Source organism: Bradyrhizobium sp. INPA03-11B (genome assembly GCF_040446015.1).
Classification (GTDB): domain Bacteria; phylum Pseudomonadota; class Alphaproteobacteria; order Rhizobiales; family Xanthobacteraceae; genus Bradyrhizobium; species Bradyrhizobium macuxiense_A.
The window spans coordinates 1-14535 of the sequence record NZ_JASGSR010000128.1 but is presented as its reverse complement, the minus strand read 5'-3'; the positions used below and the strand labels follow the sequence as shown (position 1 = coordinate 14535).

Below are 14535 nucleotides of genomic sequence, written 5' to 3'. Positions count from 1 at the left end.
GACAGCGTGTGTGCGGCACCCAGCAATCGCGCAACATATTCAGTGTCGTCCCGGGCTTGACCCGGGACGCATAACCACAAATGCGCGTTGTGTCGGATGCTGTGGCCCCAGCGTGCTCAACAACGCAACCCTGTGGTTATGGGTCCCTGCTTTCGCAGGGACGACGGATGATGTGTGCGCAACATCGTGCAGTCAACCCGCCCGCGCCGCGTCGCGCGCGATCCGCCTTGCCGCGGTCTTCTCCATCTGCCGCTGCATCACCTTCCAATAGGTCCCGGGGCGGAAGCGTTGCAGCAGGTCCATGAGGATGGCGTCCTTGCCGATCAAAATGCGCGGCTGGTTTTTCTCGATGCCGGTGATGATGCGTTGCGCGGCGGCCGTGGGCGTGGTCCGCGCCAGCGTCTCGAAGCGCTCGATCGATTCTGAGCGCCGGGCATTGTCGGTGACGCCGCTGCCGGTGCGCGAGTTGCGCGCGATGTTGGTGGCGATGCCGCCGGGGTGCACGACCGAAAGCTTCACCGGACTGTTCGCAACCGCAAGTTCGTGGCGCAGGCTCTCGGAGAAGCCGCGCACCGCGAACTTGGCCGCGCAATAGGCGCTCTGGCCGGGCGGGGCGACGATGCCGAAGATCGAGGAGATGTTGACGATATGCGCCTCGCGCCGTTGCGACAGCAGCGGCAGGAAGGCGCGGGTGCCGTGCACCACGCCCCAGAAATTGATGTTGAACAGCCAGTCCATCTGCGTCTGGTCGATTTCGCTGAACTCGCCGAGCAACGCGACACCGGCATTGTTGATGACGATGTTGAGGCCGGGATGCGCGGCGCCGGCCGCCTCGGCGAACGCGGTGATCTGGCCGGGCTCGCTGACATCGACACGGTGTATGGTGACCTTGCGCTGGCTCGCCTTGGTGATCTCGATCGCCTTGGCGATCTCGGCGGCGGAGGCCTGCAGGCCGCCCTCGTCGCGGTCGGCGATGGCGAGATCGCAGCCGCGCAACGCCAGTTCAAGCGCGAGCGCGCGGCCGATGCCGCTGGCGGCTCCGGTCACGGCGGCGGCGGATCCAGAGATCGCGGTCATGTCGGGTGGGCTCCATCAGAACGAGGCACGACGGTTGCCATGCAGGAACACGGCGGGTCCTCACTTTTCTCAAATTGGAACCGAACCATCCAGTGATTTTAGGCATTAACATTTGTTAAGTGCGCAACCGAAGCATTGAAACCAAGGGAGGCCAGCCTATGGGACAGTCAAAGCCCTATCGTGCGAAGGCCCTGGTCGTCGAGGACGATCCGATGCAGCGCGAGATGATCGGCCTCCTGTTGGAGGAGAGCGAGTTCGACGTGATCTCCTGCGAGAGCGCCGAGGCCGCCGAGCTGGTGCTGCAAGGCAATGGCGACAATGTCGTGCTGATGATGACCGACGTCGAACTTGCTGGAAACATGACCGGCGTCGAGCTCGCCCACGTCGCCAAGAAATACAAGCCCGATCTCGATGTGATCGTCACCTCGGGCAAGCCGTTGCGGCAGCGCCTGCCCGAGGGCACCATGTTCTGGTCCAAGCCCTGGGCGCCGCTGGACGTGATCCGGGTCGCCGAGACGAAGGCCTCGGAGCTGTCGGGCGGCAGGGCGAGGTCCGCATAACGCAGTTGTCAGCACGGGCGAAGGGCGGCCGGCCGGTGGCCGCTTCCGCCTGCCCGGGCGCCGTGATATTTCCGGACCATGTCGCTCCCCCTTGAGGATTTGAAATGACCTGGTCCTTTTTGCTGACCACGCTGATCGTGGTCGCCTCGCCCGGCACCGGCGTGCTCTACACCCTGGCGGTGGCGCTGACCCGGGGCTCGCGGGCGAGCGTGGCGGCGGCGTTCGGCTGCACCCTCGGGATCGTGCCGCAGATGATCGCGGCGATGCTCGGCCTTGCCGCCATCCTGCACACCAGCGCGATGGCGTTCGCGGCGCTGAAATGGGGCGGCGTGGTCTATCTGCTGTATATGTCCTGGCAGGCGCTGCGCGAGCGCGGCGCGCTCGCCGTCGACACCGAGATCAAGCCGCGCTCGAGCGGGCGGGTGATCGTGACCGCGATCCTGATCAACATCCTCAACCCGAAGCTGTCGATCTTCTTCCTGGCCTTCCTGCCGCAGTTCATCGCCGTCGACGAACTGCATCCGCTGACGCGGATGGGCGAGCTCAGCTTCGTCTTCATGGCGATGACCTTTGCGGTGTTCGCGGTCTACGGGCTGTTCGCAGCATCGGTGCGCGACCGCGTCATCACCCGGCCGAAGGTGATGGCCTGGCTGCGGCGCAGCTTTGCCGCGGGCTTTGCCGTGCTCGGCGCCAAGCTCGCCTTTGCCGAGCGCTGAGCTCGCATTCGCTCGCCGCCGAGGTTGGCAATAAAAAAGAGGCAGGCAATAAAAAAGCAGGCCTTGCGCCTGCTGCCTTGCCCCATCTGCCGGGGTCGATCGGTTAGGTGAATTTGGGGTTGATGCGTTCGGGGCTGGCGTCGTTTCGACCCGCGGTCCCGGACCGGGTGCCCGGGCAGGGCAAGAGCCGCTACCCGGGCTGGAATTCGTTACTTCTTGGCGGCCTTCTTCTTGGTGGCCTTTTTCGCCTTCGCCTTCTTCGCCTTCTTCGCTTTCTTAGCCATAGTATCCTCTCAGGGTTTCATGGATTGAACGCGACTCCGAGGCATGCTTGGCGGAGGGCCAGCCTCGCAACATCCTCAGTACCAAACTCAGCAGATTCGGAGGCGGCTGCCGCGTGCTGTCACGGCGCCGTCATCGTGTTATCCACAGCTGTTACGTGTTTTCGCCAGTTTTTCGCCAGCGTCGGCGTGTCGCGCGTCGCGGCGCCGTCGCGCCGGTCATGCTTAACGATGCGCAAACGGCCGATGCGCGCTTCTTCATCAATTCAAAACCACAGCACGGATTGGCGCGCGGCGGTGAGAGTCCGTTAAGCGGCGCGGCCGCATCCTCGCCCCAAGACAACGGGGATTGTCATTGGGAGAAACGCCCTGGGCATGATCCGGAAAAGTGCGAAGCGGTTTTCCGGAAAGATCATGCGCAAACAAGGGCTAAAGCGCGATGACGATTCAACCGGATCGCATCGTGCTTTAGGGGCGGAAGGTCATTTCAGGGGAGGCGAGGCCGATACGGGTCTCGAACAGGGGCGATGTTGAGCGTTCCGACGCTTTGGACGGTATTCGTTATCAATTTTCTCGCGCTCGGCCTGATCTGGGCCTATGTCGCGCAAAGCTATCCAGCTTTCGGCGCGGCGCGGTTCTGGACCGCGTCCGCCTTCGTCGCGGCCGCCGGTGCCTCCTGCGCGATGCTCCGTGTGATGATGACGGACTCGTTGTTGCCGCTGCTGGCGGCGGGGACGCTGATGGTGTTCGCCGCCGGCCTTGCCGCGATGGGCATCGAGCGTTTCTACGGCAAGCCGGTGGGCTGGCGCAGCACCGCGCTGTCCACCGCATTCGCGTTCGCCGGCCTCGGCGTCTTCGTCTTCGCTTATGACAGCATGCCGATGCGCATCCTGGTCTACACCGTCGCCCAGGTCACGCCGCTGGCGTTGACGCTGAAGCTATTGCTGTCGCCCGAGAACGGGCGCGTCAGCCCCGGCGCGCGGCTCGCCGGCATCGTCGCCTCCGTGCTGATCGGCATCTATGCGCTGCGCCTCGTCGGCGCCTTGCTGCAGCCCGGCGAGTACTCCTTTGTTCGCTTCAATGCGGGCCAGTCGCTGGTGATCCTGCTGATGGTCTTCCTGTCGATGGCGCTCAATTTCGGCTTCCTGCTGATGGCGATCGACCGGCTGCGCAACGAGGTCGCCGACCTCGCGCTGCTCGACGATCTCACCGGCGTCGGCAACCGCCGCCATCTCCTGCAGCGACTGACCGAGGAATGCGCGCGCTCCGACCGCAACGGCGAGGCGTTCGCGCTGCTGGTGATCGACCTCGACGGCTTCAAGGGCATCAACGACACCCATGGCCACGCCGCCGGCGACGCCTGCCTGCAGCACTTCACGCTGATGGCGCAGACCAGGCTCCGCCCGGGCGACATGCTGGCCCGCACCGGCGGCGACGAGTTCTGCATCGTGCTGCCGTCCTCGACGCTGCGCGAGGGCGCGATGATCGCCCGCCGCGTGCTGGAGGTCTGCCGCGCCGATGCCGAGCAGTGCACCGGCAACGACATTCCGATCGCGGTCTCGATCGGCATTGCGCAATGGACCCGCGAGATCGGGATGCATCCCGACCGCCTGATCGCCGCCGCCGACCACGCGCTCTACGATGCCAAGAAGGGCGGCAAGAACGGCTATGCGGCCTACGAGCCGAAGCTGCCGCCCGAGATGGTCGATGCGCTGGAGGCGACCCTGCGCAAGCGCGCCTGAGCGTGCTAACGAGGGACGCCACTGGATTCCCTCGTCATGATGCCTCGCCTGCTCACCGCGCTCCTTGCGGTCGTGATCTCCTCCGCCGCACTGGCTGAACCCCCCGATCTCGCTGTCATCGCGCGATCGCAGGGGACGCCCGAGATTCCCGGACTGAAGATGGTGTGGCTGTCGCCGTGGGGCGACGTCGCCAAGGCGCATCCCTGGCGCAACATCATCGTGCACCAGACCGAGGGGCCGCAGGGCTCTGCACGCTACGGCGCGCAGGAGCAGCACAAGAATCCGACAAGGCGCGGTGTCATGGTCTGGGTCGAAACCGACGGCACGGTCTATTGGGCGGTCGCCGACAACCTCGTTCCGACCCACACCGACGGCGCCGATCGCAACGACAACAAATACATCGACAACAGCAAGACCTATCACCAGGTGAACAAGGACACCTCGATCGGCGTCGAGTTCGCCGGCAATTACCCCGACGTCACCAAGGGGCCGACCGACGCGCAAGTTTCGGCCTGGCGGGTGCTGGTGAAGGTGCTGCGCGCGCGCTATGGTATTCCGCTCGATCGCGTCTATGCCCACAACTGGATCGACTTCAAGGACGCCCGCTACTGCGAAGGCTGCGCGCTCGCGACCATGGCGCGAGAGTGGGGCGAGTAGGGGCGCTCGCCGCGGAGCGCGCTCTGCCTCGCATTCCACGTGTGGGAGAGGGTGCCACGCCGCGAAGCCGCTATGCACTCACCTCTCCCCGCCGGGGAGAGGTGAGCCGAACTCGCCGATGCTGTGGTCGTCTCCTCGCCTGCAAAGACCCGGGGCCCTCAGGGCCCGTATTTCGGGGCCGGCGTCTGGTTGAAGTCATGCTCGTCGGCGATGCATGTGAAGTTCGCTGCATCATTGGTGTTGCCGCTTCCATTGTACTTCGCGATCTTGGGAAATACGCAAAGCGGTCGCGTCATCTGCACGCTGGGCGGGGAGTCGTTGACATACTTGGTCGCGACGACCGCATCCGGAGGCGTGCCCTTCTCGACCCAGTTCACAAGCGAGGGCAGAAGCACGAAGGAGTTGGGACCGGGGCCGCCACTGCAGTGATACATGCCGGGGACCATGTAGAGCCGGGCATAGCTCTGGGTTCTCTCCAGCGCGGATTGCCGATCGCCCCTCTTATCGAGCCGCGCCTCTCCGATTTCCATATCATGTCGCGGGCGCTCGGAATGATGCCTGTCGTACTCCACGAGAGCATTGAAATAGTTGATGCTGACTTGCGACGGAACCCCCGCGTCGGCCCAGCCGTGATACATGATGAGCTTGCCGCCATGCGCCCGAAACTCGCTGAGATCGGCGCTATCGGCGTTCAGCGGCTCGGCGAGCTGGTGGTCCACAGCCTCGAGATCACGGTGAATGTCGAAATTCGTATAGTTGATGGCGCTGCCTGGCTGGCCGAAGCTTGGACCGAACACCCAATACAGGGCTCCGTCAGTGAGCGGCTCCGGAAGCTGCTCTTTGAACATCAGGCCGAGTTCACCAAGGTTTTCAGTCTCGGCGCCAAGCGCATAGGCGGGAACGACCACGTCGCCGTTCACCTCATCGATGACGCCGGCATAGTAATTCCGCATCGTCGTGACCTGCTCGGCGGTGAGGCACGCGGGCGGGACGTTGCCGGCTGTGCATTGCAGAACCTTGAGATCAAGGTGACAGTCGCGCGGATCCGTCAGGAACTGGTCACTCCTGACTCCGCCATCGCGGCCGGCGCATTGCGCCAACGCCGCGTTGTTGATCAAGGACATCTGGCCGGTCTGCATGAGCCGCCCCGGACCCGCATGCGTGATCTGCCACGTGTGCGGTGCTGCTGCGTACAGGCGTGAGCGGTTGAATGCCGACGCACCGGCCACGATCCCATCGTAGTCGTCTGGATAACGCTGCGCCTCCATCAACGCATTCTGGCCGCCGGTAGAGCAGCCGAAGAAGTAGCTCTTGTCGGCGCTTCGCTGGTAGAATGCCGCGGTGATCTCCTTGCCCCGCATCGTCATCAGGTGGATCGCCCGATGGCCGAAATCCTTGATCCGCTCAGGGTGGCCATAGAGGCCAACGGTCGGGTTGGCTGGCTCCCCCAACGCAATCGCAAGCGTGTTGCCCTGGTTGCCGGCGGAGCCGCAGAAGTAATTGGTGCACCCCGAGACTCCGGTGCCGAGACCGGTGTTGGCGACCGCGTATCCGGCTTTGAGGCGCAAAGCGAGAGAACCGTAATCGATGAAGCCGCCGAACCCGCCGCTACCGAGGCCGAGGAATCGACCGCTCCAGGTGCTTTCCGGCAGCCAGACCTCGATCTTGATCTGCGAGTCGGTGCTGGGCGTGATCGTCGCCGTGACGCGGCAGAACGTCGGCAATCCCGTGAGGTATTGCGGCGGGTTCGTGCCTGGAATGGCGAACGTGCCGCTGATGATGTCGGTCGCCGATGTGATCGTGGTGTGCTCGAGAGTGAGGGTTTGCAGGTTTGTGCACTGCGTCGCCATGGCGGGCGTACCGGCCAGCGTAGACGCAGCCAAAACACCGGCGACCGCGCCGATGAGATATCGCCGGTGCATGAAGTGTCCTCCCCAATGCTGTTTCAGGCCAGCTGCGAACGGCTGGCTTGCAACGCAGGATGGCATGACATTGTGAAGCTCGGAAGAAGCGAACGCCCGCTTTCGGGGTCGAAGCGGAAACCCACCCGACCTCAGGGATAGCGCGTTCTGACCCATAGCGGAAATTCGACATCTCGGGCTGCCCCAAGAGCCGCTGACAGGAACGCATGTCCTATGCTTTGATAGGAGGGGAGCGAGCGAGGGTTTCGTGACGGCAGAGCGGATACAGCGGAGACTGGCGGCAGTTCTGGCAGCTGATGTCGCCGGGTATTCGCGTCTCATGGGGGCAGACGAAGTCGGGACCCTGGCGGCCCTCAAATCCCACCGTCGCGATGTGATCGACCCTGCTGTCGCAACGCACGGGGGCCGTATCGTCAAGACGACCGGCGATGGCATACTCGTCGAATTCGCAAGCTGCTTGGACGTATCACAGAGCTCTATCCTAAGCTGAGCAAACCCTTCCTACGGGACATGTACCTTCGGTACCGCAAGCCGGAGCATCAGTCGGTCGTGGAAGCGGCGATCAATCGCAGTGGCCTTCCCGACTGAGACGGCGTTTGGCTTTGCAGCAGAGCTTCCAACGTCACTGATCGCGACGCCCAGTGAGTGTCTCCTTGCCCCGCGCGCGATGAAGGGTTCAGTCCTGCGGGCGCAGGGCCGCTTCGGCGCGCTGCATCATCCGCCGCCATCGCTCGCTTGTCGGCCCGCCCGTCAGCAGGAAGTAGCGGACGATCGCGATCGGCAGCCAGGTCTCCATCGCTTGCGTCAGCGCCGCGACCGGCGTGCCGGACAGCCGCGCGTATTCGGATTGCGCGGCCGCATGGACCGCAAGCGGCCGCTGCGGATTATCGGTGATGTCGAGGGCGAGCTCGGTCAGGTTGATGTGAAAGTGCCCATGATCAAAGGCCGCAGGCGCGCGGATCGAAAAGGTCCAGTCGATCAGCCGCGGGCCGTCCGCCGTCATGATCACGTTGTTAGGATGGATGTCGCCATGGCACAGCCCGTCCCCTGCCTGCTGCAGGCGGTCGATCAGCGCGAGGATGCCGGAGGCGATGTGCTTGGGCACCATGTCGCCCGAGAGCCTGAAGGCGGTGTCCATCCAGCGGCGCAGATGGATGGCCTCCGGCGGCGGCGATATCCTGTGAACCGACAGGGCGAGGGACGCGAGGATCGCGCCCGCCTGGGCGAACGTCACGCCGCCGCTGCGCGTGAGCTGCAGCAGTGTCGGTCCGTCGAGGCGGGCGAGCACGATGCCGAAGCGTCCGTCGATCGTCACCTCGCCGAACACCTCAGGCGCAGGCACGCCGGCGGCGAAGACCGCCCGGGTCATCCGCACCTCTTGCTGGCCGAGTCGCGGCGGGAAACCTTCCTTGAACAGCTTGACGACCTGACCTGGCGCCCAGACGTGGATATCAGCCGTGCCGCCCTGGTTGATCTTCTCCCCGAGGGATCCCCGCATCGCCCGTCCTCCCGCCGGTCGCAACCAAACACCGGCGGCGGGCAAAAGAGAACGCTCCCGCGATCCTGGCTGCCAGCCACGATCGTGGCTTGTCCCGGGCCACAGCGTTTGCCAGAATCGCGCAGCGAGGCGCGGTTTGAGGTTAGTCCGGTTCGGGCCTTTGGCCGACATGGCGCCGAAGCATCATGCCAAAGACCGGCCTTGTAGGATGGGTGGAGCGAAGCGATACCCATCAACTCGTGCTGCCGTGGCGGGATGATGGGTATCGCTGCGCTCCACCCATCCTACAGACAACGGCATCCGGCTCGTAGCCGAGCTAACCCGACGAATGCTTCTCTAGAGCCGTCGCGAGTCTCTCCAGGGCAACGTTTCTGCGGCGCATTTCGACGATGTGTTGTTCGCAAATCTCAACCGCCGTGCGCCCGGACAACCCTCTGCGTGCAAGCATGCTCGTCCGGTAACAAAGCCAGATCCCTGCCGCTGGAAGGAGAATCGTGGCGAGCCATGCCAGCGCCTGCCCCAGACTCAAATCGGCGATGGCGCGACGGAGGTCGCCCTTGGTGAGGTACGCAATGGCGCGACTGCTGTAGGCGTCCGTATAGTTCGGATCGAGCGCGATCGCCGCACTACAGTCGGCGATGACGCGATCGAAGTCACCTTTCGCCCTGTATGCAAGGGACCGATCGTAGTAGGCCATCGCATATTTCGGATTGAGTGCGATCACCCGGTCGTAGTCGGCGATGGCGCGATCAGGATCGCCTTTGACCTGGTAAGCGTAACCGCGGCTGAGGTAGGCGTCCGTATAGTTCGGATAGAGCGCGATCGCCTCACTGGAGTCGGCGATGACGCGATCGAAGTCACCTTTCGCCCTATATGCAAGGGACCGATTGTAGTAGGCGAGTGCGTAGTCCGGATCGAGTGCGATCACCCGGTCGTAGTCGGCGGCGGCACGATCGGGATCGCCTTTGGCCAGGTAGGCGTTGCCTCGGGCGGTGAGGGCGGCTTTGTTGTTCGGATCGAGCCGGATACCGTCGGTAAAGTCCGCGATGGCCCGGTCGTTGTCGCCTTTGGCTAGATAGGCGTAGCCGCGCTCGCCGTACCCGACCCGCTTTCCATAGTCCGACAGATCGCCTTCGAAGGCCCGGTCAGCGTCCGCTATCGCCCGGTCGTAGTCGTGCCGATGATTGTAAAGGTGCGACCGGTTGAGCAGTGCGCCAACCGCTTTCGGATCAATCCGGATCGCCTCGGTGTAGTCTTTGAAGGCGTGGTCGACACGATCGGCGAAGTTTGTCCACGACCAGGCGTAGCCGCGCGCATTATACAAGTTGGACAGGTCTCGGTCATCGTACGCTCCGCTTTCGATCGCGCGTGTGCAGGGGGCGATGGTCGCGGCAGCGGTTTCCTTCGATCCGTTCAGACAATCCTGTCGGTCGTCGGCTGCCGCCGGCCAGCTGACGGCAGCGGCTGCCGCGAATGCCAACGTAAACAGCCAGACATGCGCAGAAGTCCCTAAGCGCATACGCCCCTTCTCCCGCGACGCGGCAGTGTTCGAGCTACCCCGGAGAGTGCTTTTCCAGAGCCGCCGCGATCCTCTCCAGCAGGGCGTTGGTGCGCTGGGATTCGACGACCTGCTGCTCGCAGAGGTCAACCCAACTGGCCCCGGATGATCCGCGCCCATTCCTGCGCGAGAGCCATATCCAGACGCCTATCAACGCGATGAATGGCAGCCAGGACACGATCAGACTGACCACCCAGGACGGTGAACCACCGCTTGTTTTGCTGACGAGCGTAAAGCAAACGACGAGTGCTCCGACGAGTGCGATCCACGAAGCAGCTAACAGAAACCAAGAGCGAGGCTTGGTCATTCCGGTCACGGCAGTTCCCACGGTTGATTCAATGAAGCCTATGCTATCATTGGTTGATAGGCCTTCCCATGCCGTGGCGGACGCATGTCGCAACGTGGTTAGTCATTCCTTTGCAGGATGTCGCGGCCACCGTGAGGCTCATCCGGACATTCGTCGGCAGGCGAAGCGTTCGGTGATACGTCCGGGCTACGTCGAGGAACGTGCAGAAGCATCATGCCGAAAGCCAGCCCCGTAGGATGGGTGGAGCGAAGCGATACCCATCAACCTTGTGCTGTTGTGCGGTGGAAGGATGGGTATCGCTGCGCTCCACCCATCCTGCAGGCTGCATCAATCGGCGCGGCGCTCAGCGATGAACGCAAATGATGGAGCTCCCCTTGCGTCGCTCGGTCGGATTTAAGGCGGCGACGGCATCGTCGAGGGACGAGACGTTGCCGATGTGCGTCCGAAGTCGTCCGTCCCGCACCCGCTGGACGATCTCAATCAGCTGGACACGATCGGCCTCAACGACGAAGTCGACCGCGAGGCCGCCGGAGGGCCGTGCCTCGGCCGGCCCGACGATGGTCACCAGCGTTCCTCCGGTTCGAATGAGTGCTGCGGACCGCTTCTGAATGTCACCGCCGATGACATCAAACACGAGATCGACTTCGCCGACGTCTTCCAGGGCGTCGTTGGCCAGGTCGACGAACTCCTTCGCGCCCAGGTCGAGCGCGGTCTGACGGTCGGCGGAGCGTCCGGTGCCGATGACGTAGGCGCCGGCCTCGCGTGCGAGTTGCGTCACCATCGATCCAACTGCACCGGCCGCGCCATGTGCGAGGACGCGCTGCCCCGCCCGAAGGCGGCCGTGCTGGAACAGCCCTTGCCATGCGGTCAGACCCGAGATCGGCAGGCTCGCGCCCACCGTGAAGTCGACGTCGCCCGGCAGCGGCGCGAGGTTTCGTGCCTCGATCGCCACATACTCGGCTAGCGTGCCGTCGCGATACCAGTCAGCGAGGCCGAACACCCGCTGGCCCACCGACAGTCCCGTCGTGCCATATCCAAGCGCGGTGACCACTCCGGCCAGCTCGTGCCCGGGGATCGACGGTGTTCGGTCACGATCGAGGCGATCGGTCCAGGTCGACGGCCACGCCAGCTCGGTCGGGGCAAATCCCGACGCATGAACCCGAACGACGACGTCGTTTATCGCTGCGTTCGGCTCGGGCCGGTCCACTAACCTCATCCCGGCCGTTCCCGCGGCCTGGTTCGTTACAACGATCGCCTTCATGGGAACTGTCTCCTCGATCATTTGTCTCGTGGATGGGGATGTTGCAGCGAGCACGAAAGCGCCGCCTATCAACAAACGCCAGGAAGTGCGGAACTCCGGACGCCGCGCTTGCGATCTGCGCTGTCCGCATTGACCGGAGCACTAACCCCGATGGATCCCTCCGGTTGCTGGCGCCAGCATAGATGCGTTGTGCCTGATCATAAGAACAGGACCAAGATTGCCGAATTTGGCTGTACCAAGCCCAATGGCTGCCAGCTCCACCAATCATACTGACAACAAAAAAGCCGGCGTTGCCGCCGGCTTTCGTGTCTGTTGGCTCGTTCACCGCGCGATCAGGGAGCAGGGCGGTACTCATTGAATTCCGGGACGCCTGCCTTGACCCAAGGCGGACTCGCGGGCCAAAACGGCAGGAAAGCATTGCCCAGCTCGCGGTGGCCTTATACCCTCGTAAAGGTCAAGACTGGGGGCAGCCTTGGAAGAAGACGAACTCGAGCGCCTGGCGGGCCGCCGGTTGCGGCTGAGCTTCGAGGAGATCGTAAATCATCCTCGGCTGCCGGAGGCGCGGCGCGCCTATGTCGCGGCTTTTTGTGATTTGTACGAGGGTGATCCGTTTCTGGTCCGCCTGCTACTCCAGGCCGGCCGCTTCCTCGTTTTCCTGAGCGCAGCGGTGCTCGAGGCCGCACAGGATCCGGCGCGACGCGAAACCTGGTTCACGGTCTCCGCGCTGAAGCGGCAGCTCAATATGCATGGACAAGCGAGCGACCGGCAGGTGGATCATCTCCTGGCACGGCTGTGCGAAGTCGGATTCATCGAGCAGAGCCGAGCGCCGGCTGACCGGCGCGTGCGGCTCCTGGCGACCACGGACAAGCTGCGCTCGCATCACGCCGAGTGGCTGGCGACACACTTCGTGCCGCTTGCCGAATTGTACCCCGATCATGATTACAGCCCGGTGCTGTCACGAAATCAGGCCTTCAACGTAACCCATTGCCGCGCGGGCCTGCCGTTCTTTCCGGTCTCCGTTCGTCTCATGATGACGTTGTCGGACACGATGCTGTTCTTTTCGCATGCCGCGGGGCCGCTGATTCAGAATGCCGTCCTGAAGGCAGCGATGGATGCGGGCGATCCGACCGCAGCGATCCCCTATATGGATGTGGCTGATCGATTCGGCGTCTCGCGAACGCATATCCGCAACCTGATGAATGCAGCACAGGCGGCCGGTCTCGTCAGGATCATTGGGCGCGGCGGCCGCAGCATCGAGATCATGCCGCGCCACTGGGCGAGCTACGATCGCGGCCTTGCGGTTGGCATGTACCTGCACGATGCGGTCAATCTCGTGGCGATGCGCGATTGGACGGAGGCTCGGCGCGGCTCCGCCGATCGCCTTTTGATCGCGGGCTGATCCTGTCCACGGCTTTTCCATGCGCCTTCGATAGGCGCAAAGTTTTCCGACTGCATCTCGCCCGGAAAGGCTAGACTCATCTGCGGCCCGGCTTTGCCCCTATGGGCCGATCTATTTTTCAATTCTTTTTTCTTAAGGAAGATTTTGATGACCGAAATCGATAGCGGCGCGCACGGCTCCACTGCCGTGCCGCTCCGTTCGCTCGCATACGCGCTGCTTGTTGCGATCCTGGCCGCTTCTGGCCTGTACGCCGCGTTCATCGCAGGTCCCGCCATGCGCGCCGCCGCACACGATGACGTCGTGCGGGCGGTTGCCGAGGAGGATCGCCGGTTCTGTGGATTGTTCGGATTGGGCGCGGGCACCGACACGTTTGCTGCGTGCAGCAGAGAGCTGTCGATTGTCCGGCAACGGCAGCTCGATCGCGACAATGCCGCCGCCCAGGGTCTGCTTTAGCGCTCCAACCTCGATATCTCTTCCGAAAAGGATTTTGTTATGGTCAGACGCTCGACGTTTGCACTGGGTGCTGCTGCGATCTGGATCGGTTCGGCCGCGGCGCAGGACGCTCCTCCCTCCTACCAGGCCGACCCGACGGTCTATAAGGTCATCTTCGAAGATCAGAACTTTCGTGTGATCGCGGCGACCTGGAAGAAGGGTGCGACGGACAAGCCGCATTCGCACCAGCTTCCTTTCATGGTCTACGCGCTCGATGATTGCACCGTGCGGGTCCACAATCCGGACGGCACGACGCGCGAATTGAAGAACAAGGCCGGAGTGGCCAGCGCGGGCCCCATTACTGCCTCGCATACGGCTGAAAATGCCGGAGAATCGGACTGTCGAGCCCTTCTGGTGGAGCGAAAGTGATCCGGCATGAGACAATGGACCTGCATCATGCGTTACCGGATCGCTCCGATCGCCATCACCGTGTCTGCATTGCTTGGCGCAATGGCGTCTCCGGCACGGGCCGGCGAAACAACCGATACACGCGAGCCGGTGTCGCGAACGGACACCGAGAAAGCCTTCGTGCTGGAGCAAATGCGGCTGTTCCTGGCCTCGATCGTGGAGGTCGAGGAAGGGCTTGGCTCGGGTGACCTGGACCTGGTCGCGCGTGAAGCGGCGGCGCGCGGCCGCAAGGCCAGTGCCACGCTGGCCCGGCCGCCGACCCTGGCCGCCAAGGAAAGCGAAGCCTGGAAGTCGATGATTGGCTCGGTCCGGAGCGGCTTCGACCAGATCGCCGAGCAGGCGACTGCGCGCGCGCCGGCGGCAAAAATCAACAAGACGCTTGCCGATACGATGAGGAATTGTGTTGCCTGCCATCAAGCCTATCGCATTTCCGCTGAAGCGCGCTAGGCCGTGAATGGTTCGCAGTAGCTTCGTAGGATGGGTGGAGCGAAGCGATACCCATCAACTTCGTGCTGCGCGTTGGGATGATGGGTATCGCTGAGTTTATCATCGGGCCGCGCGTTGCGCGGACCTGTTGGCGCCACCCATCCTTGTAATAGCGCGATCGGTTATCGTCGGAGCATTCCGAGAGGAATGGCCTGTCGCGGTTAGCGGCCG

General features: G+C 63.6%; 14 protein-coding genes. 8 read left to right on the top strand and 6 right to left on the bottom strand.

The window, feature by feature from the left end:
- Window positions 1-192 precede the first annotated feature (192 nt).
- Window positions 193-1077, bottom strand: coding sequence for an SDR family NAD(P)-dependent oxidoreductase (locus QMZ05_RS34220; RefSeq protein ID WP_353704756.1), 885 nt, complete (start codon window positions 1075-1077; stop codon window positions 193-195).
- Window positions 1078-1235: 158 nt separating this feature from the next.
- Here QMZ05_RS34220 and QMZ05_RS34215 point away from each other — a divergent pair, with 158 nt between their 5' ends.
- From QMZ05_RS34215 to QMZ05_RS34200, 4 genes are all read left to right on the top strand, one after another.
- Window positions 1236-1637 carry a response regulator gene (locus QMZ05_RS34215; RefSeq protein ID WP_353704755.1) on the top strand — a complete coding sequence of 134 codons (402 nt, stop codon included), beginning with the start codon at window positions 1236-1238 and terminating at the stop codon, window positions 1635-1637.
- 104 nt (window positions 1638-1741) lie between these two features.
- Entirely contained in the window at window positions 1742-2353 is a 612-nt protein-coding gene (locus QMZ05_RS34210) for a LysE family translocator (protein ID WP_353704754.1), read from the top strand.
- Window positions 2354-3161: 808 nt separating this feature from the next.
- Window positions 3162-4376, top strand: a complete 1215-nt coding sequence (locus QMZ05_RS34205; RefSeq protein ID WP_353704753.1) for a GGDEF domain-containing protein — start codon at window positions 3162-3164, stop codon at window positions 4374-4376.
- A gap of 36 nt (window positions 4377-4412) precedes the next feature.
- Window positions 4413-5033 (top strand): peptidoglycan recognition family protein, encoded by a 621-nt coding sequence (locus tag QMZ05_RS34200; RefSeq protein ID WP_353704752.1) that lies wholly within the window; start codon window positions 4413-4415, stop codon window positions 5031-5033.
- 158 nt (window positions 5034-5191) lie between these two features.
- On the opposite strand, the gene QMZ05_RS34195 is transcribed toward QMZ05_RS34200, so the two are convergent.
- The 5 genes from QMZ05_RS34195 to QMZ05_RS34175 form a co-directional block, all read right to left on the bottom strand.
- A complete protein-coding gene (locus QMZ05_RS34195; RefSeq protein WP_353704751.1) occupies window positions 5192-7111 on the bottom strand; it encodes a tannase/feruloyl esterase family alpha/beta hydrolase in 1920 nt (639 codons plus the stop codon).
- Between the two features lie 520 nt (window positions 7112-7631).
- Window positions 7632-8453 (bottom strand): phosphotransferase, encoded by an 822-nt coding sequence (locus QMZ05_RS34190; RefSeq protein ID WP_353704750.1) that lies wholly within the window; start codon window positions 8451-8453, stop codon window positions 7632-7634.
- Window positions 8454-8769: 316 nt separating this feature from the next.
- Window positions 8770-9972, bottom strand: a complete 1203-nt coding sequence (locus tag QMZ05_RS34185; protein ID WP_353704749.1) for a tetratricopeptide repeat protein — start codon at window positions 9970-9972, stop codon at window positions 8770-8772.
- Window positions 9973-10006: 34 nt separating this feature from the next.
- Window positions 10007-10327 (bottom strand): hypothetical protein, encoded by a 321-nt coding sequence (locus tag QMZ05_RS34180; RefSeq protein ID WP_353704757.1) that lies wholly within the window; start codon window positions 10325-10327, stop codon window positions 10007-10009.
- Between the two features lie 334 nt (window positions 10328-10661).
- Window positions 10662-11579, bottom strand: a complete 918-nt coding sequence (locus tag QMZ05_RS34175; RefSeq protein ID WP_353704748.1) for an NADP-dependent oxidoreductase — start codon at window positions 11577-11579, stop codon at window positions 10662-10664.
- A gap of 472 nt (window positions 11580-12051) precedes the next feature.
- Here QMZ05_RS34175 and QMZ05_RS34170 point away from each other — a divergent pair, with 472 nt between their 5' ends.
- The 4 genes from QMZ05_RS34170 to QMZ05_RS34155 all read left to right on the top strand — a co-directional run bounded on the left by QMZ05_RS34170 (window position 12052) and on the right by QMZ05_RS34155 (window position 14325).
- Entirely contained in the window at window positions 12052-12978 is a 927-nt protein-coding gene (locus tag QMZ05_RS34170; RefSeq protein ID WP_353704747.1) for a hypothetical protein, read from the top strand.
- 147 nt (window positions 12979-13125) lie between these two features.
- Window positions 13126-13431 carry a hypothetical protein gene (locus tag QMZ05_RS34165; protein ID WP_353704746.1) on the top strand — a complete coding sequence of 102 codons (306 nt, stop codon included), beginning with the start codon at window positions 13126-13128 and terminating at the stop codon, window positions 13429-13431.
- A 39-nt stretch (window positions 13432-13470) separates the two neighbouring features.
- The gene (locus QMZ05_RS34160; protein ID WP_353704745.1) at window positions 13471-13839 is read left to right on the top strand and encodes a hypothetical protein; all 369 of its coding nucleotides are present in this window, start codon (window positions 13471-13473) and stop codon (window positions 13837-13839) included.
- A gap of 27 nt (window positions 13840-13866) precedes the next feature.
- Window positions 13867-14325, top strand: coding sequence for a hypothetical protein (locus tag QMZ05_RS34155; RefSeq protein WP_353704744.1), 459 nt, complete (start codon window positions 13867-13869; stop codon window positions 14323-14325).
- The last annotated feature ends 210 nt before the right edge of the window (window positions 14326-14535 follow it).

What these genes read in the sequence shown, in the direction of transcription:
- QMZ05_RS34210 (WP_353704754.1), top strand. Translation starts at nt 1,742, where the DNA reads ATGACCTGGTCCTTTTTGCTGACCACGCTGATCGTGGTCGCCTCGCCC.
- QMZ05_RS34175 (WP_353704748.1), bottom strand. Translation starts at nt 11,579, where the DNA reads ATGAAGGCGATCGTTGTAACGAACCAGGCCGCGGGAACGGCCGGGATG.
- QMZ05_RS34195 (WP_353704751.1), bottom strand. Translation starts at nt 7,111, where the DNA reads ATGGGTCAGAACGCGCTATCCCTGAGGTCGGGTGGGTTTCCGCTTCGA.
- QMZ05_RS34220 (WP_353704756.1), bottom strand. Translation starts at nt 1,077, where the DNA reads ATGACCGCGATCTCTGGATCCGCCGCCGCCGTGACCGGAGCCGCCAGC.
- QMZ05_RS34165 (WP_353704746.1), top strand. Translation starts at nt 13,126, where the DNA reads ATGACCGAAATCGATAGCGGCGCGCACGGCTCCACTGCCGTGCCGCTC.
- QMZ05_RS34185 (WP_353704749.1), bottom strand. Translation starts at nt 9,972, where the DNA reads ATGCGCTTAGGGACTTCTGCGCATGTCTGGCTGTTTACGTTGGCATTC.
- QMZ05_RS34215 (WP_353704755.1), top strand. Translation starts at nt 1,236, where the DNA reads ATGGGACAGTCAAAGCCCTATCGTGCGAAGGCCCTGGTCGTCGAGGAC.
- QMZ05_RS34200 (WP_353704752.1), top strand. Translation starts at nt 4,413, where the DNA reads ATGATGCCTCGCCTGCTCACCGCGCTCCTTGCGGTCGTGATCTCCTCC.
- QMZ05_RS34160 (WP_353704745.1), top strand. Translation starts at nt 13,471, where the DNA reads ATGGTCAGACGCTCGACGTTTGCACTGGGTGCTGCTGCGATCTGGATC.
- QMZ05_RS34190 (WP_353704750.1), bottom strand. Translation starts at nt 8,453, where the DNA reads ATGCGGGGATCCCTCGGGGAGAAGATCAACCAGGGCGGCACGGCTGAT.
- QMZ05_RS34155 (WP_353704744.1), top strand. Translation starts at nt 13,867, where the DNA reads ATGCGTTACCGGATCGCTCCGATCGCCATCACCGTGTCTGCATTGCTT.
- QMZ05_RS34205 (WP_353704753.1), top strand. Translation starts at nt 3,162, where the DNA reads ATGTTGAGCGTTCCGACGCTTTGGACGGTATTCGTTATCAATTTTCTC.